18 protein-coding genes are annotated in these 16,534 nt (G+C 71.8%); 9 read left to right on the top strand and 9 right to left on the bottom strand.

The window, feature by feature from the left end; all coding sequences use genetic code 11:
- Complete coding sequence (locus tag Q2K19_RS06970; protein ID WP_302768581.1) at positions 1–756, top strand: ABC transporter permease; 756 nt, start codon at positions 1–3, stop codon at positions 754–756.
- A gap of 128 nt (positions 757–884) precedes the next feature.
- Positions 885–2,246 carry an MFS transporter gene (locus Q2K19_RS06965; RefSeq protein WP_302768579.1) on the top strand — a complete coding sequence of 454 codons (1,362 nt, stop codon included), beginning with the start codon at positions 885–887 and terminating at the stop codon, positions 2,244–2,246.
- 4 nt (positions 2,247–2,250) lie between these two features.
- Here the strand turns inward: Q2K19_RS06965 and Q2K19_RS06960 are convergent, their stop codons facing one another.
- The 6 genes from Q2K19_RS06960 to Q2K19_RS06935 form a co-directional block, all read right to left on the bottom strand.
- Positions 2,251–2,904, bottom strand: coding sequence for an O-methyltransferase (locus Q2K19_RS06960; protein WP_302768577.1), 654 nt, complete (start codon positions 2,902–2,904; stop codon positions 2,251–2,253).
- Positions 2,905–2,913: 9 nt separating this feature from the next.
- On the bottom strand, positions 2,914–3,570 hold the full coding sequence (locus tag Q2K19_RS06955; protein ID WP_302768575.1) for a Maf family protein: 657 nt from the start codon (positions 3,568–3,570) through the stop codon (positions 2,914–2,916).
- Between the two features lie 10 nt (positions 3,571–3,580).
- Complete coding sequence (locus Q2K19_RS06950) at positions 3,581–4,663, bottom strand: S8 family serine peptidase (RefSeq protein ID WP_446839764.1); 1,083 nt, start codon at positions 4,661–4,663, stop codon at positions 3,581–3,583.
- Between the two features lie 56 nt (positions 4,664–4,719).
- Positions 4,720–6,138: a hypothetical protein gene (locus Q2K19_RS06945; RefSeq protein WP_302768571.1), complete on the bottom strand. Its 1,419-nt coding sequence runs from the start codon at positions 6,136–6,138 to the stop codon at positions 4,720–4,722.
- On the bottom strand, positions 6,135–6,587 hold the full coding sequence (locus Q2K19_RS06940; RefSeq protein WP_302768569.1) for a hypothetical protein: 453 nt from the start codon (positions 6,585–6,587) through the stop codon (positions 6,135–6,137). Before Q2K19_RS06940 ends, Q2K19_RS06945 begins: the two co-directional genes overlap by 4 nt.
- A 92-nt stretch (positions 6,588–6,679) precedes the next feature.
- Entirely contained in the window at positions 6,680–6,892 is a 213-nt protein-coding gene (locus Q2K19_RS06935) for an acyl-CoA carboxylase subunit epsilon (protein WP_302768567.1), read from the bottom strand.
- A 91-nt stretch (positions 6,893–6,983) separates the two neighbouring features.
- Between Q2K19_RS06935 and Q2K19_RS06930 the strand changes: the two genes are divergently transcribed.
- A complete protein-coding gene (locus Q2K19_RS06930) occupies positions 6,984–8,957 on the top strand; it encodes a serine/threonine-protein kinase (protein ID WP_302768566.1) in 1,974 nt (657 codons plus the stop codon).
- A gap of 88 nt (positions 8,958–9,045) precedes the next feature.
- Positions 9,046–9,276 carry a hypothetical protein gene (locus tag Q2K19_RS06925; RefSeq protein ID WP_302768563.1) on the top strand — a complete coding sequence of 77 codons (231 nt, stop codon included), beginning with the start codon at positions 9,046–9,048 and terminating at the stop codon, positions 9,274–9,276.
- Positions 9,277–9,372: 96 nt separating this feature from the next.
- On the opposite strand, the gene Q2K19_RS06920 is transcribed toward Q2K19_RS06925, so the two are convergent.
- Positions 9,373–10,125, bottom strand: coding sequence for a GH25 family lysozyme (locus Q2K19_RS06920; RefSeq protein ID WP_302768560.1), 753 nt, complete (start codon positions 10,123–10,125; stop codon positions 9,373–9,375).
- Between the two features lie 124 nt (positions 10,126–10,249).
- Positions 10,250–10,801 (bottom strand): Uma2 family endonuclease, encoded by a 552-nt coding sequence (locus Q2K19_RS06915; protein WP_302768558.1) that lies wholly within the window; start codon positions 10,799–10,801, stop codon positions 10,250–10,252.
- A gap of 100 nt (positions 10,802–10,901) precedes the next feature.
- Here Q2K19_RS06915 and Q2K19_RS06910 point away from each other — a divergent pair, with 100 nt between their 5' ends.
- The 5 genes from Q2K19_RS06910 (at position 10,902) to Q2K19_RS06890 (ending at position 14,815) form a co-directional block, all read left to right on the top strand.
- Positions 10,902–11,645, top strand: a complete 744-nt coding sequence (locus tag Q2K19_RS06910) for a M50 family metallopeptidase (protein ID WP_302768557.1) — start codon at positions 10,902–10,904, stop codon at positions 11,643–11,645.
- Positions 11,646–11,765: 120 nt separating this feature from the next.
- The gene (locus tag Q2K19_RS06905; protein ID WP_302768556.1) at positions 11,766–12,371 is read left to right on the top strand and encodes a class I SAM-dependent DNA methyltransferase; all 606 of its coding nucleotides are present in this window, start codon (positions 11,766–11,768) and stop codon (positions 12,369–12,371) included.
- Positions 12,372–12,395: 24 nt separating this feature from the next.
- Positions 12,396–13,379, top strand: coding sequence for a ketopantoate reductase family protein (locus tag Q2K19_RS06900; RefSeq protein ID WP_302768555.1), 984 nt, complete (start codon positions 12,396–12,398; stop codon positions 13,377–13,379).
- Positions 13,380–13,437: 58 nt separating this feature from the next.
- Positions 13,438–13,941 carry a SigE family RNA polymerase sigma factor gene (locus Q2K19_RS06895; protein ID WP_302768554.1) on the top strand — a complete coding sequence of 168 codons (504 nt, stop codon included), beginning with the start codon at positions 13,438–13,440 and terminating at the stop codon, positions 13,939–13,941.
- Positions 13,934–14,815: a hypothetical protein gene (locus Q2K19_RS06890; RefSeq protein ID WP_302768551.1), complete on the top strand. Its 882-nt coding sequence runs from the start codon at positions 13,934–13,936 to the stop codon at positions 14,813–14,815. Before Q2K19_RS06895 ends, Q2K19_RS06890 begins: the two co-directional genes overlap by 8 nt.
- Positions 14,816–14,864: 49 nt before the next feature.
- Here Q2K19_RS06890 and Q2K19_RS06885 read toward each other — a convergent pair whose 3' ends face one another.
- A complete protein-coding gene (locus Q2K19_RS06885) occupies positions 14,865–16,448 on the bottom strand; it encodes an acyl-CoA carboxylase subunit beta (RefSeq protein ID WP_302768550.1) in 1,584 nt (527 codons plus the stop codon).
- Between the last annotated feature and the right edge of the window lie 86 nt (positions 16,449–16,534).

Below are 16,534 nucleotides of genomic sequence, written 5' to 3'. Positions count from 1 at the left end.
ATGAAACTCGCCCGCGACACCTGGCTCATCTTCCAGCGCCAGATCCAACTGCTGCTGCGCAACCCGGTCTGGGTCTTCGTCGGCGTCTTCCAGCCGGTGATGTACCTGCTGCTCTTCGCCCCACTGCTCAAGCCCGCGCTGAACGCGCCCACCCAGGCCGAGGCGTACAAGATCTTCGTCCCCGGCCTGCTGGTGCTGCTGGCCATCTTCGGCGGCCTGTTCCAGGGCTTCGGCCTGATCGCCGAGCTGCGCGCCGGGGTCATCGAGCGGTCCCGGGTCACCCCGGTCAGCCGGCTCGCCCTGCTGCTCGGCCGCTCGCTGCGCGACGTGGTCTCGCTGGTCGCGCAGGCGGTCATCATCACCCTGCTCGCGCTCCTGTTCGATCTGCGCGTCTTCATCGGCTACCTGCTGCTGGCGTACCTGATGCTGGCGCTGATCGCGCTGATGACCTCGGCCGTCTCGTACGGCGTCGCGCTCAAGGTCAAGAGCGAGGACGCGCTCGCCCCGCTGATGAACACCGTCGCCCAGCCGGTGCTGCTGCTCTCCGGCATCCTGCTGCCGCTCACCTTCGCTCCCGGCTGGCTCCAGGGCATCGCCAAGTGGAACCCCTTCTCCTGGTCCGTCGACGGCGTCCGGGCGCTCTTCGCCGGCGACCTGAGCAACGCCAAGGTCTGGCAGGGGCTGACCATCGTGGCCGTGCTCGCCGTCGCCGGTGTGGTCTGGGCCGCTCGGCAGTTCGCCCGCAGCGTCCGCTGAGGTGAAAGGAGGGGCCCCTTCTTAACGCCGGAGGTAGAGAAGGGTTCCCCTCTCACCCCGCCGGAGCAGAGGAGAGTTGCCTCTCATCAGGGGCGGGGCGGTGGGCGTGCGCGCGTAGCGTAAGGCCAGTGCCCCGCCTCACCCATGACAAGATCACCTGGCTGACCTACGCCCAGCTGGGGCTGTGGGGCTTCTTTCTCTACGGGTTCGGTCCCGTCGTCCCGCTGCTCCGCGACGAACAGGGCACCAGCGCCGCCATCGCCGGCCTGCACAGCACCGGCATCGCGGTCGGCGCGCTGCTCGGCGGGGCCCTGTTCGCCCCGGTCGCCCGCCGGGTCGGGCGCGGCCCGGCCATCTGGCTCGGTCTCGCCGGGGTGGCCGCCGGCGTCGCCGCCCTCGGGCTGCTGAGTGCGCTGCCCGCCACCATCGCGGCCGTCGCGGTCATCGCGACCTTCGGCATGCTGGTGATCAGCGGGGTGAACGTCGTGCTCGCCGGCCACCACGGGCCCGCCGCGCCGGCGGCGCTCGCCGAGGCCAACGCGGCCTGCGCCGGCATGGGCATCCTCGCGCCGCTGGTCATCGGCGCCACCGTCGGCGCCGGCCTGGGCTGGCGGCCGGTGATGGCCGTCGAGGTCGGGCTGATCGCGCTGGTCGCGCTCGCCGCCCTGACCTTCCGGGTACGCCTGCCGAACGCCGCCCCCGCTGCCGTGGCTGCCGCCGACCCGGTCGGGGTGACCGCCACGGCGATCGCGGAACCGGCCGATTCCCGCCCGGACCGGCCCCGCGCCGGTGCCTCCCGCCCTGACCCCGCGCGGCCGACCCGGGCGGGTGCCGGCGTCGACCTCGCCGAGCGGGCTGCCGACCGGCCGAGCCGCCCAGTGGCCGGCGGGCTGCCGCGCGCCTACTGGATCGCCTGGGTGCTGATGTCGGTGACCGGCTCGATCGAGGTCTGCCTGTCGCTCTGGACGGCCGACGTGCTGCGTACCCACGCCGGGCTGAGCGCCGGCGGTGCGTCCGCGGCGATCGCGGCCATCGTCTGTGGGATGTTCGTCGGCCGGGCGGCCGGCGGCCGGGTCGCGCTGCGCTGGCCGCCGGTGCCGCTGCTGCTCGCCGCGCTGACCGTCTCCCTCGCCGGGTTCGCGCTCTTCTGGTCCGCCCCGGTCGGCTGGCTGGCCGTGACCGGCCTGGTGGTGCTCGGGCTGGGCAACGCCCTGCACTACCCGCTGGCGATCTCCATCGCCCTGGCCGTCGCCGGGCCGGCCGCGGACAAGGCGGCCGGCTGGTCCTCGTACTCGATGGGGGTGGGGTTCGGGATCGCGCCGGTCGCGCTCGGCTGGGTGGCCGACGGCGTCGGCCCGCACCTGGCCTTCCTGCTGCTGCCCGGCTTCATCGCGGCGGCCCTGCTGCTCGCGGTGCGACTCGGTCGCGCCCTGCGGGCACCCCGCCCCGCCGACCACCCGGCGGCCACCCTGCTCGCCGCCCGCTCCTGAGCGGTCAGCGCACCCGGGCCAGGGTGACCCCGTCGGCGATCGGGAGCATGACCACCTCGACCCGGACGTCGGACAGGATCTCGTCGTTGAACGCGGCGATCGCCCGGTCGTCGGCGTTCTGCGGGGCGAGCACCCGGCCGCCGCGCAGCGTGTTGTCCACCGCGACGACCCCGCCTGGCCGCATCCGGGGCACCAGCTCGTCCCAGTAGACCGGGTAGCCCACCTTGTCCGCGTCGATGAACGCGAAGTCCAGGTAGCGCTCGCGGGGCAGCTCGCGCAGCGTGTCCGCGGCCGGACCGATGCGCAGCTCGATCCGGTCCTGCATGCCGGCGCGGGTCCAGTACCGCCGGGCGATGCCCGTGTATTCCTCCGAGATGTCGAAGCAGGTCAGCCGGCCGCCCTCGGCGAGCCCCCGGGCGATCGCCAGCGAGGACAGCCCGGTGAAGGTGCCCACCTCCACCGCCTGCCGGACGCCGAGCAGCCGGGTGAGGAAGGTCAGGAACGCGGCCTGCTCTGGCGCGACCTGCATCCCCGCCTGGGCGGGGAGGAGCGTCCGGGTCTCCTCAGCCAGCTCACGGACGACCTCGTCCGGAGCTGAACCGTGGGCCACGAGATAGGCGTGCAGTTCCGGGGTCAGCGGCAACGGCTTCGTGGTCATGACCGGACGTTAGCCGAGATGTTCGATTTCCTGGCCCCCAGGCGCGACCTTGGTCCACAGATCGGTGATGCTCAGCGCCAGCTCGGCGAGGAGGCTGCGCAGCAGCGGCAGGGAGAGCCCGACCACCGTGCCCGGGTCACCCTCGATGCCGGTCAGGAACGCCCCGCCCAGCCCGTCGATGGTGAACGCCCCGGCCACCGCCAGCGGCTCGCCCGTCGCCACGTACGCGGCGATCTCCTCGTCGCTGATGTCCGCGAAGTGCACCGTCGTCGAGGCCACCGCCTCCGCCCGCGCCTCGCGGGCCACGTCGATCAGGCAGTGCCCGGTGTGCAGCACCCCGCTGCGCCCACGCATCCGCCGCCACCGCCGAGTGGCGTCCGCCGCGTCGGCCGGCTTGCCCAGGATCTCCCCGTCGAACGCCAGCACCGAATCACAGCCGAGCACCAGCGTCCGCTCGTCCGGCGTGGCGCGCAGCCGGCCCAGCACCGCCTCCGCCTTCAGCCGGGCCAGCTCCAGGCACAGCTCCTCCGCCCGGTCACTGACCACCTGGGACTCGTCGACGCCGCTCACCAGCACGTCAGGTTCGATCCCGGCGGCCTGGAGCAGCTTGCGGCGGGCGGGACTCTGCGAGGCGAGCACGAGGCGCAGCGGTGGGGAACTCAACACGTGACCGACGCTACCGGCTGATCCGGGGCGGCGGGTCCTCGGCACGGCGACACCGCCGCCACACCAGATAACCCCCGCCCGCCGCCAGCAGTACGCCGAGCGTCACCAGGCCGCGCGTCGTCGTCGCGCCTGCGCTCTCGTCCCCAGGCAGCGCCTGTGCCGAGGCGGGTGGGGTCGCGGTGGCCGACTCGAAGCCCAGCGGAGGTACGTCCGCGGTGAGGGCCGCGACCAGGTCGATGACACCGTAGCCGTACTCGTCGTCGCGGCCAGGTGGGCCCTTGTCGATCGCGGTGGCGGTCAGGCGGTGGGCGACCTCCTCGGCGGGCAGGTCGGGGTACTTGGAACGAATGAGAGCAGCGGCCCCAGCGACGATGGCTGTGGCACTCGACGTACCGGTGCCCTTCGAGTACTTACCTCCGTAGCTGGTGCTGTAGATGTCGACCGCCGGTGCTACGACGTCGACTCCCGGGCCAGCGACTGATACCAAGGCGTGCCCACCCGTTTGGTCAATGCCGCCGACGGCGATAACGCCTTCGAAAGATGCCGGATAGCCGACGCTCATATCCTCTGGACGGTTGCCTGCCGCTGCAACGACAACGATATCTGCGTCAAGGGCTGCCCTCACCGCCCGTTGAAGGCGGGCACTCGCTCCTGCTACTGACGACACGCTGATCACGTCTACATTTTTCGCCGTAGCCCACTCAACCCCTGCCGCGAGTGCATCGGTTGTACCTTGTTCCACATCGGGCTGCACTCGCACGGGTAGAATTCTTGCTTTCGGGGCGATGCCGAGGGCTCCCATATTTGCGCCCTGACCATGCGCTGCGATCAAACCCGCCATAAGTGTTCCGTGGCTGGAGGGCTCCTGCTGTTTGTGCCCCTGCTCAGTCTCGAGAAGGTCCGTTCCAGGAAGGAGGCTCCCGCGTAAGTCAGGATGGTCATAAACCTGCGTGTCTTCCACAGCGACGACCACGCCGTTTCCTTGACTGATCTGATGAACCCCCGGCACGTCGAGGTAACGCAGGTGCCACTGGGCGCTCCGCACTTGGCTCGGCCCAATGGCATCGGCGTGTGCTCTACCTGGTGGCGCCAGAAAGAATGCCACTGCTGCGGCAGAAATTGCAAGGGTTCTGTTGTAGCGATACCTTCTCACCGATCGAGGCCTATGGCAGGTCCAGGGTTTATGGGTCCATCCTCATCCGGGGACCGCATCACTGGGGGCACCCCTTCGTCGACGTCCCATGGATGGTCGCGGTCCCAAGTCCGGGCCTCGCGATCGCCGTTTGGGGTTTGAATCCCGCGACCAGGAAAGCCGTTGGCGCCTGAATGAGGATGCATGTTCGGTGCTCCGCCGATCGGGGGCAGGCCACTCTGGGAACCGGATTGGAAAGCGCGACCCGATCCAGGGCGCGACCCAGCCGCGCCACTCGGGGCGGTGCCAGCGCCGCCGCCACCGATCACGCCGCCGATCGGGTTGACCCGACGAGTTGAAAGTCCTTTGTTGCCCGATTGCCCTATCCCAGCACTTGGGGGCTCGCCGATGAGCCCTCCGAACGGGAGCGGGCGGGGGGAGGAGCGTGGCGGTTCGCTCGCTCCACCAGTTGCTGGCTTCCCGAAAGGGCTTGCCTGCCCACGCCTAGTCTCTGAAATTTGTCCTTGATTCGGGCTGATCGGGCCGTATGAATGGCGCATGGGTGGCGGCGCAGTCGGTCCGATCGGCTGGCCGGATGTCAGGGGTGGCGTCACCTGCGGCGCCCCTGCGGCAGGGGGCGCCGGGGCAAGACCAGTTTCCACTCCCCCGAGGATTGGCCCTGATCCGAGGACTGGCCCGGCCGTCTGTCGAGCCGTCGCCGGAACCGGCTTGACAGAAGCAGCTTCTTGGCGGGCAGTCGGCGCACTTACCATCGTTGGCACCGGCACGACGGGCGGAATGATCGGCACCGAGCTTGCGTCGCCCGTCACCTCATTTCCGTCTGGCTGCCTCCGGATATTTGGCCGTGGCGGTGGCTGGCGGAGCATTGCTTGGGCTTGCTGGAGTTCGCCGCTCAGCCCCACCATCAGCCCTCGTGCCTCCACGTTCAACCGCTCCAGGTCGGCCTCCGTCACCGGCGGCGTGCTCGGGAGGCGGCCGACCGCCACGGCCTTCGGGTCGGCGACCGTCGCCTCGTACGCCCGCTTCTGCTGGAGCTTTTCCGCGTACTCGTCGTAGAGCGGTTTGAGGTCGGTGCGGGTGCTGGCGAGGGCGCGGGTGGCGGCGGCGAGCGCGTCGTAGTTCGCGGCGGCGGCGTCGTGGGTGCGCTGCACCTTGTCGATGAGCTGGTCCAGCTCGCCGATGTACGTGCGGGCGGCGGCGTTGGTCTCCGGCGGCCAGACCTCGGCGAGGCCGCGGCGATACTCCTGCAGCCGGCTGAGGTGGGCGAGGGCGAGGTCGCAGATCTTGCGCCAGCCGGCGACCTGCTTCCACTGCCCGGTGGTGTCCTGGTCCTGGACGCAGGCCCAGATGCTGAGCAGGTCCATGAGGTGCCAGTCGGTGAGGCCGGAGGTGCGGCCGCTGCCTCGTTCGATCACGGCAGCATCACCGGCCCGTCCTCCGGCCCGGTCGGGTCGGAGAGCGGGGGCACGGGGCGTGGCGCCGTTGTGGACGGTGCGGTCAGGGCGCGTTCGACGTCGGCGACCCGGGCGGCGGAGAAAGCATCGGAGTGCTGGTACGTGGCGGCGATGACCCCGGCGGCGTCGGCGAGGCGGCCGGTGGCGGGCACCATGCCCCAGACCAGCTCCACGGTCGCGGTCTGGGTCTCGTGGTGTGCCTGGAGGAACTGCACCAGCTCGATGAACGCGTCCGCGGGGTTGGGGATCTCCGCCTTCATGTCGTCCGCGATGTACGACAGGTGTGGGGCGTAGTTGCGTGTGACCTCGTCCTGGAGCCGATCGGCGAACTCGCGCATCTGTCGGATGTCGGCCTCGATGCCGTCGTAGCCACGCAGCCAGCCCGCCGGTTGGTTCTCCTCGGGGATCATCGACCCTCCCTGCCTGTCACCGCGCCGTTTCCCTGAGTGAGGTTAATGGCTTGCGCGGAATACCGGCAGTCCCGGGCGTACCCGGGAAGGGGTCAGCGGGGGAGGCCGGAGGCGCGCCACGCGCCCGGGCCGGGGATCGGCGCCGCGGCCGCCGGACGGGCGCTGCGCGTCCAGTGCGACACCGGGGCCGGGGCGGGGGCGGCGGCCGGCCGGGTCCGCACGACGATCGCGCCGACCAGGGCGGCCAGCTCCTCGGCGGTGGGCACCCCGCGGACGATCCGGAACAGCGGCTCTTCGGCAGACATGACCTCAGGGTACGCGTCGAGAACTTGACCTTCGCCGCACAGTGGCGTGCCGGCGGTGTGGGCGTCGGGGCTGCCGGGTACCGTCTCAGCGATGTCTAACCCGCTTCCCCAACTCGTCGCCGACCGGTACCGGCTCATCTCGCCGCTCGGCCAGGGCGGCATGGGTCGGGTGTGGAAGGCGCGCGACGAGGTCCTGCACCGGGACGTGGCGATCAAGGAACTGGTCCCGCCGCCCAGCCTCACCCCGGAGGAGCGCCGCGAGATGCGGGAACGCTCGCTGCGGGAGGCGCGGGCGATCGCCCGGCTCAACAACATCAACGTGGTCCGCATCTTCGACGTGCTGCGCACCGACGGCGATCCGTGGATCGTCATGGAGTACGTGCCGTCCAAGTCCTTGCAGGACACCATCGCCGAGGACGGCCCGGTGACGCCGGCGAAGGCCGTCGAGATCGGCCTCGGGGTGCTGGGGGCGCTCAAGGCCGCCCACAAGGCCGGTATCATGCACCGCGACGTCAAGCCGGGCAACGTGCTGCTCGGCAACGACGGCCGGGTGGTGCTCACCGACTTCGGTCTGGCCACCATCCCGGGCGACCCGAACGTCACCCGCACGGGCATGGTGCTCGGCTCGCCCGCCTATATCGCGCCGGAGCGGGCGAAGGACGGCACGGCGGGGCCGGAGGCCGATCTCTGGTCGCTGGGCGCGACCCTCTATGCCGCGGTGGAGGGCAAGTCGCCGTACGCGCGGCCGTCGGCGATCGCCACCCTGGCCGCGCTCGCCACCGAGCCGCTGCCGCCGCCGAAGAACGCCGGGCCGCTCAAGCCGGTGCTGCAGGGGTTGCTCCGCAAGGACCCGGCCGAGCGGATCACCGCTGAGGTGGCGGAGCGCATGCTCCGCAAGGCCGCCGGCCGGCGCGCGAAGGGCATCCCGCTGCTGGACGGCGCACGCCGGCCGGGGCCGAACGGTCCGCGCGTGCCGCGGCCACCGCTGTTGCCGGCGCCGCGCTCGACCGATGAGCGTGCCGAGCGGGCGTCCACCCCGCCCGCCTTCGCGCCGGGCACGGCTGCCGCCGCCGCGCCGGCCGCTGCGGAGAAGTCTCTCCGCTCCGCCGACGCGACGCCGACCGCGAAGGTGAGCCCGCCGGTCGCCGAGCCGACCGCGAAGCTCGATGCCGAGCCGCAGCCGGCCGCCGACGACACCCGGGTGGACGACGCCGCCTCCGCCCTCGACGAGACGCGGGTCGACGGCGCGCCGGCGGTGTCGGCCACGCCGGTCGAGCCGCCGCAGCCGCCGAAGAATCCGACCTCGGTCCTGGCGGCGCCGGTCAGTCCGGCGCCGTCGACCGGCCGGGCTGCCGTCATTCCGGGTACGAAGCCGGGGCACAGCCGGCGCAACCTGCTGATCGGCGCGCTGGTCGCGCTGTTGCTGATCGGCCTCGTGGTGGCCGTGCCGCTCCTCAACAGCGGTGATGACAAGGGCGACGGCGGGCAGCCGTCCGCCGCCACCTCCGACCCGGCCGCACCGGCCCCGACCAGCGCCGCGCCGACCTCGGCCGCCCCGAGCAGCGCCGCCCCGAGCCCGACGCCGTCGGCGACCCCCTCTGCCACCGGTTTCGCACTGCCGGCGGGCTGGCAGTGGTATGAGGGGCCGATCGGCTTCAAGGTGCCGATCCCGAAGGGGTGGAAGGCGCGGGTCAACCTCTCCGACCACTCGGTGGTGCTGTACGAGGTCGGCGGCGCGAATCGGGTGCTGCTCGTCCAGTGGACCAACTCGCCGAAGAAGGACGCGGCCGCGGACTGGAGGCAGCAGGAGCCGGCCCGCCGGAGCCGGGTCAACGATTACCAGCTCATCGGCATCAAGTCCTGCGACTGGTACCGGACCTGTGCCGACTGGGATTGGTTGGAGACCCGCGACGGCGTCCGCTTCCACGTCCGGAACCGGGGTGTGGCCACCGCCAGCAACCGGGGCTTCGCCCTGCGCTGGGAGGTGCCGGCGAGTTCCTGGGGCGCCGACCTGGCCAGCTGGAACACCATTATCAAGGGCTTCCAGCCCGACCGGGCGAACTGAGCCGGGGGAATCACCCGCCCCGAAACTGACTCGCATGGCCCTCCGTCGTCGGGGGTATTGAACCTCCGACGACGGAAGGAGGTACGACATGAGCTGCCGACACAAGGACACCGGACCCCGGTTGGCACTGTGGATGCTGGTCGCGCTCGGGGACATCGTCCTGCTGCTGGTGAGCGCCGGCCTGTCCGCGCCGGTTGCGGTGCTCGGTGTCGTGGTCCTCGCCGTCGCGGGGGTGGCGACCTGGCGGCTGGCCCGGCGGACCACCCTGACCGGGCGGGCCGGGGCGCCCGTGCCGGTCGCCACGCGACGCAGGGCCTGACCGGACACCGGACACGACGGCGGCGGCAGCCGGACCAGCTGTTCACCCAAGGGTGAGAGCCGATCCCGCTGCCGCCGACCGGTCGCGGCGCGGACGTCAGGCGGTGTTGTTGGCCAGGGCGATCAGCCGGGTCCGGTCACCGTTCCAGTAGTTGCGGTCCACGTTGCCGCTGATCCCGGAGACGCTGCCGGTGCTGGTGTACTGCCAGAAGCTCCAGACCGGGGCGCCGGCGGGCAGGGTGCCGGGCGTGCTCGACCAGCGGGCGAGCCAGAGCGGGTGGTTGGCCCACGGGCCGGTCCAGCTGCCGGTGCACTGGTTCCACCAGCTCGTGGTGGTGTAGATGACGGCGTAGCGGCTGGTGCGGGACTTGTAGGTGTTGAGGAAGTCCTGGATCCAGTTGCGCATGCCGGTGGTGCTGAGGCCGTAGCAGTAGCCGCCGCTGTAGGGGTTCGCCTCGATGTCCAGGGCGGCCGGCAGGGTGCGGCTGTCAGCGGACCAGGCGCCGCCGTTGCTGGCCAGGTAGTTGGCCTGGGTCGCGCCCGAGGAGATGTTCGGCCGGGCGAAGTGGTAGGCCCCGCGGATCACACCGGCGTTGTAGGCGGCCACGTAGTTGGTGTTGAACGCCGAGTCCCTGACGCTGGTGCCCTCGGTCGCCTTGATGAAGGCGAACTGGATGCCCGCGTTCCGCACGCTGGTCCAGTTGATCGTCCCCTGGTAGTGCGAGACGTCGATGCCGGGGGTGGTTGCCGCGGCGGCCGGTCCGGCCGTGGCGACGAGGGCCACCGTTGCGGTGGCGACGACGCTGATGCCGGCGGCGAGCAGCCGGCGGACGGAGAGTCTGCGGACCATTGATGCCTCCATGGACGTCAATTGATTGACCATCATCTTTGGAGGTAACTGCCCAAGAGCGCAAGGGGTGCTAAGGAAATTTTCATGGACGGCCGTCGTCATGGCGGTGGCCGGTCAGGATCGGTCAGCGGAGCGTCGCCGGGTCAAGTACCCAGCGGAACGGCTGGGTGATGCTGAGGTTCTCACCGGCCTTGGCGATCCGGTCCTCGACGTAGTGCCCGCCGTCGAGTCGGTGCAGCCGCAGCGACTGACTGTCGCCGTCCTGCTCCACCAGCAGATACCACGGGATCCGGGCGATGGCGTAGAGCTGCATCTTGACCAGGCGGTCGGCGGCCGCGTTCCCCGGGGAGACGATCTCTCCGACCAGTACCACCTCGTGAGGCTCGAGGACGGTTCCGTCGTCGTCGGCCTCGGTGATGACGAGGTCGGGGATCACGATCCGGTTGACGCCAAGGCGGACGTTCACCGCGTCGAAGACGTTGAGTCCGACGCTTTCGGCCGCAGCCTCGATGCTGTTCGCCAGACGGCGGGCCACTCGTTGGTGCCGCCTGCTCGGGGCAGGGCTCACGATCAGGCTCCCGTCGAGCAGTTCGATCCGGTTGGGGCTTTCGCCCATGGCGAAGTAGTCGGCCTCGGTCCAGAGGCCGACATGGGGCTCAAGGGGTGCCGCACTCATCGGCGTTCACCTCCTGCTCCATTTGCCACCCGATCAGTTTCACACCATACGGGCCGCCGGCCCTGAAGTGACACTCGATCAGCGAGTAGGCTCCCCGCCCATGCCCCTGATCGACGGCCTGACCACCATCTGGGACAAGCTGCTGAGCGCGCAGCCCGACCCGCCGCCGCTGCTGGTCCTGCTCACCGCCGTGGTCGCCGTGGCGGTGGTCGCCACCCGGCTGCCCTGGCGGATCGCCCGCAACGCGGTGACCATCGCCCACGAGGGCGGCCACGCCCTGACGGCGCTGCTCACCGGCCGGAAGCTGCGCGGCATCCGGCTGCACTCGGACACCTCCGGCCTGACCCTGTCGGCGGGCCGCCCCACCGGCCCCGGCATGATCCTCACCCTGCTCGCCGGCTACGTCGCCCCGTCGCTGGTCGGTCTCGCCGGCGCGTGGCTGCTCGCCGGCAACCGGATCACCCTCCTGCTGTGGGTCGCGGTGGCGCTGCTGCTGGCCATGCTGGTGATGATCCGCAACGTCTTCGGCGTGCTGTCGCTGCTGGTCACCGGCGGCGTCGTGCTCGCCGTCTCGTGGTACGCCTCCGCGCAGGTGCAGGCGGCCTTCGCCTGGACGTCGGTGTGGTTCCTGCTGTTCGGCGGTGTACGCCCGGTGGTGGAGCTGCAACGGCTGCGCAGCCGCGGCCGGATGCCGGAGTCCGACGCCGACCAGCTCGCCCGGCTCACGCCGTTCCCGCCGCTGTTCTGGGTGGGCCTGTTCATGGTGGGCAGTCTCGCCGCGCTGGCCGTCGGAGCGCTGCTGCTCGCCGGCCCGATCCTCACCGACCTCGGCCTCACGGTCTGACCACCCCGCTGCCGCCGGTCCGCCGCCGCCCGCCTGCCGCGCTGGGCGGCAACGCCGGGCCGACTGCGGCGAGCCGGCAAGGGCTTCGCAGAACCCGGGCGGTCGCTAGGCTGCCCGGGCATGGACGAGGTGATCACCCGGAACCGGGCCGCGTACGACCGGATCGCGGGGGACTTCGCCGCGCGGAACCCGGAGGTGCCGGCCACCTACCGGGCGGTGGCGGACGAGTTCCGGTGCCAGCTCGCCGGGCCACTGCTCGACCTCGGCTGCGGGCCCGGTCGTGACCTGGCCTTCTGGCACGCGCGGGGCGCCGCCCCGGTCGGCCTCGACCTGTCCGCCGCGATGCTGCGGGAGGCGGGACGGCGGGTGGGCGTACCGCTGGTGCAGGGTGACCTGCTGCGGTTGCCGTTCCGCTCCGGCGCGTTCGGCGGGGTCTGGTGCTCGGCCGCCCTGCTGCACCTGCCCAAGGCCGTCGCGCCGGCCGCGCTGGCCGGCGTCCGGCGGGTGCTGCGATCGGGCGGGCCGCTGCTCCTCAGCGTCAAGGAGGGCGACGGGGAGAGCTGGGAACGCTGGCCGGGGGAGGGTGCCGACCGCTTCTTCGCCTGGTACCAAGCCGACGAGATCGAGGCGCTGCTGCGGGCCGCCGGGTTCGCCCCGCAGCGGCTGCTGCGGGACGTCTCGGACGTCGGGCAACGCTGGCTCTGCCACCTCGCCGTCGCGGCCTGATCGGCGACAGGCAGAATCGGACAGATGCGGTACGTGATCATCGGAGCGGGCGCGGTCGGCGGCACCATCGGCGTACGGCTGGGGGAGGCCGGCCGGGACGTGACGCTGGTGGCCCGCGGCGCGCACCTGGACGCGATCCGGGAGCGGGGCCTGACCCTGCGGACGCCGGACGGCACCTTGACCGGCCGGCTGCCCGCGGCGGCCGGGCCGGACGACCGGGCGCTGCCCGCGGACACCGTCCTGGTGCTGACCGTCAAGTCGCAGGACACCGAGGCGGCGCTGGCCACCTGGGTGGACACCCCGGTCCAGGGTGGCGGCACGGCAGGGGAGCGGCTGCCGATCGTCCTGGCCCAGAACGGCGTGGCCAACGAACGGGCCGCGCTGCGCCTCTTCGCCCGGGTGCACCCGGTCTGCGTCTGGCTGCCCGCCACCCACCTGGAGCCCGGTGTGGTGGTGGCGAACGGTCACCCGCACTCGGGCATGCTGCACCTGGGCCGCTACCCGTCCGGTGCGGACGAGACCAGCCGGGCGGTCGCCGCCGACCTGGCCGCCGCCGGGTTCGTCGCCCCGGTCCGCGACGACGTGATGCGCTGGAAGTACGGCAAGCTGCTCGCCAACCTCGGCAACGGCCTCCAGGCGCTGCTCGGCGCGGACATCCCCGAGTCGCTCGCCACCCGGGTACGCGCGGAGGGGGAGGCCGCGCTGGCCGCCGCCGGCATCGCCCACACCACCCCGGAGGAGGAGTCCGCCGAGCGGGGCGACCAGGTGCAGCACCGCACCGTGGACGGCGCGGAGCGGGCCGGGGGCTCCACCTGGCAGAGCCTGGCCCGGGGCGCGGGCTCCGCCGAGGCGGACCACCTCAACGGCGAGATCGTGCTGCTCGGCCGGCTGCACGGCGTACCGACGCCGGCGAACGCGGCCGTCCAGGTCGCCGTCCGCCGGGCGGTACGCGAGGGCATCCCGGCCGGCGGCTTCCCGCTCGTCGAGCTGGAGAAAATGCTCGGCTGACCGGGCAACCGCACCGCGCCCGCCAGGCGTGTCCCCTGGGAAGACGGGGAGGTGGCAGGTGCCCGACAGCGACGGATTCGACGAGTTCTACCGGGGCAGCCGGCAACGGCTGCTCGGCTTCGTGTACGTGCTCACCGGCGATCTCGCCGAGGCCCAGGACGCGGTGCAGGAGGCGTACATCCGGGCCTGGCAGCGCTGGTCGACGGTGCGCGGGTACGACGACCCGGAGGCGTGGGTCCGCGTGGTGGCGAGCCGGATCGCGGTGAGCCGCTGGCGCAGCCTGCGCAGCCGGGCCCGGGCGTACCTGCGGCACGGGGCGGAGGAGAGCGTCCCCGCGCCGAGCACCGGAACGCTGGAGGTGGTGGCCGCACTGCGCCGGCTGCCGGAGGCTCAGCGCACCGCCATCGCGCTGCACTACCTGCTCGGGATGCCGGTGGCCGAGGTGGCCCGGGAGACCGAGGCGCCGGTGGGCACCGTCAAGGCCCGGCTCTCGCGCGGGCGGGCTGCGCTGGCCGGGCTGCTGGCCGTCGTGGATCTGGAGGAGGAGGCCGCAGATGCGTGACGACGTGACATTCGTCGAACTGTTGCAGCGGGACCTGCGGGAGGTCCGCTGGCCGGAGCCGGCCGAGATCCGGACCACGGCCCGCCGCCGCAGCCGGCGTACGGCGGTGGCGGCCGCTGCGGCCGTGCTGGCGGTCGCCTCGGTCTCCGCCGTCGCCGTCGGCCGGGCCGGGACGCCGACACCAGCTCCACCGGGCACCGGCGTCGGCGGACGCGCGGAGATTTCCGCGGAGGCGATGCTGACCCCGGCCGATGTGCCGGCGGAGACGGACGAGCGGCTCGGCGACACGGGCCTCGACGAGCGGGTCCGGGTCGACGACATCCTCCGGACGTGCGCACAGGAGCAGGGGCTGCCGACAGATCAGGCCGTTTCGCGCTACTCGCGCTCGCAGACCCTGATGGGAACCGTCGAAGTGGACGGCTTCGCCCCCTACCGGAGGCCGGTCATCAGCCAGGACGTCTACCGGCTGGATCCCGGGGCGGCGGACCGGCTCTTCGCCGACCTCGACCGGTCGGTGGCGGCCTGCGCAGGATGGGGGCAGATGAGCCGGGTTCAGCGCGATCAGGGGATGGTCGACACGACGGTCGTGCACCAGTGGACGGTTGCCGCGAGCGCCTTCGCCGGTGACCAGGCGATCCTGCTCCGGCACACCATGTCCGTGGAGGCGGACCCGGCGACCGGCGAGCCGGTGGCCATCCCGCCCCGGCCCGAGGACCGGCTGGTCGTCCGGGTCGGCGACCTGGTCACGGTCCTGGTTCCGGAAGACCCCCTGCAGCCTGGCGTGCCGGGAAACACCATGACGCAGGCGCGGCTGCTCGACCTGGCGCGCGCCGCGGCCGGCCGGCTGTGTGTCGCCGCCAACCCCGGCTGCTGACGCGTCGAGGCCCCCGCCGGACGTCCGGCGGGGGCCTCGCGAGCCGCCCCTACAGCGGGATGTTGCCGTGCTTCTTCGGCGGCAGGGTCTCGCGCTTGGTGCGCAGCACCCGCAGCGCGCGGACGATCTGGGTACGCGTCTCGTGCGGCGGGATCACCGAGTCGACGTACCCGCGCTCGGCGGCGATGTACGGGTTGGCCAGCGTGTCCTCGTACTCGGCGATCTTCTCGGCCCGGACGGCGGCCGGGTCCTCGGCGTTCGCCAGCTCCTGCCGGTAGAGGATGTTCACCGCGCCCTGCGCGCCCATCACCGCGATCTGGGCGGTCGGCCAGGAGAAGTTCAGGTCCGCGCCGAGGTGCTTGGAACCCATCACGTCGTACGCGCCGCCGTACGCCTTGCGGGTGATGACGGTGACCTTCGGGACGGTGGCCTCGGCGTACGCGTAGATGAGCTTGGCGCCGCGCCGGATGATGCCGTCCCACTCCTGCCCGGTGCCGGGGAGGAAGCCGGGCACGTCCACGAAGGTCAGCACCGGGATGTTGAACGCGTCGCAGGTGCGCACGAAGCGGGCCGCCTTCTCGGAGGCGGCGATGTCGAGCGTGCCGGCGAAGTGCATCGGCTGGTTGGCGACCACACCCACCGGGCGCCCCTCGACCCGACCGAAGCCGACCACCAGGTTCTGCGCGTAGAGCGGCTGGACCTCGAGGAACTCGCCGTCGTCGAGGACGTGCTCGATGACCCGGTGGATGTCGTACGGCTGGTTGGCCGAGTCGGGGATCAGGGTGTCCAACTCGCGGTCCTCGTCGGTGACGTCGAGATCCACGTCAGCGGAGAAGACCACCGGCTCGTCCAGGTTGTTCGACGGCAGGTACGACAGCAGCGCCTTGACGTACTCGATCGCGTCCTCCTCGTCGGTGCCGAGGTAGTGCGCGTTGCCGCTGCGCGAGTTGTGGGTCCGGGCGCCGCCCAGCTCCTCCATGCCGACGTCCTCGCCGGTGACCGTCTTGATCACGTCGGGGCCGGTGATGAACATGTGCGAGGTCTGGTCGACCATCACGGTGAAGTCGGTGACCGCCGGCGAGTAGACCGCGCCACCCGCGCACGGGCCCATGATCAGGGAGATCTGCGGGATGACCCCGCTGGCCCGGACGTTGCGGAAGAAGATCTCGCCGTAGAGGCCGAGCGAGGCGACGCCCTCCTGGATCCGCGCGCCGCCAGAGTCGTTGATGCCGACCACCGGGCAGCCGATCTTCATGGCCAGGTCCATCACCTTGACGATCTTCTCGCCGAAGACCTCGCCCAGCGAGCCCCCGAAGACGGTGAAGTCCTGCGCGAAGACGCAGACCTGCCGGCCGTCCACGGTGCCGTAGCCGGTCACCACGCCGTCCCCGTACGGGCGCGTCTTATCCAGGCCGAAGTTGGTGGAGCGGTGCCGGGCGAACTCGTCCAGCTCGACGAAGGAACCCTCGTCGAGCAGCATCTCGATCCGCTCCCGGGCGGTCTTCTTACCCCGCGCGTGCTGCTTCTCGACCGCGCGCGCCGACCCGGCGTGCACCGCCTCGTCGACCCGACTTTCCAGGTCCGCCAGCTTGCCGGCGGTCGTGTGGATGTTGATCCCGGTCTCGGTAGTCACCCACGGAATATAACGATGGTTCAGGCGGGCGCCGCTGTGCAGTGCGCCTCACCGGCTTCCGGGCAACCCCGCCGACCCGGGGGCCG

It is taken from the genome of Micromonospora sp. NBRC 110009 (assembly GCF_030518795.1).
Taxonomy (GTDB): Bacteria; Actinomycetota; Actinomycetes; order Mycobacteriales; family Micromonosporaceae; genus Micromonospora.
This window is presented reverse-complemented; position numbering and strand designations above follow the sequence as displayed.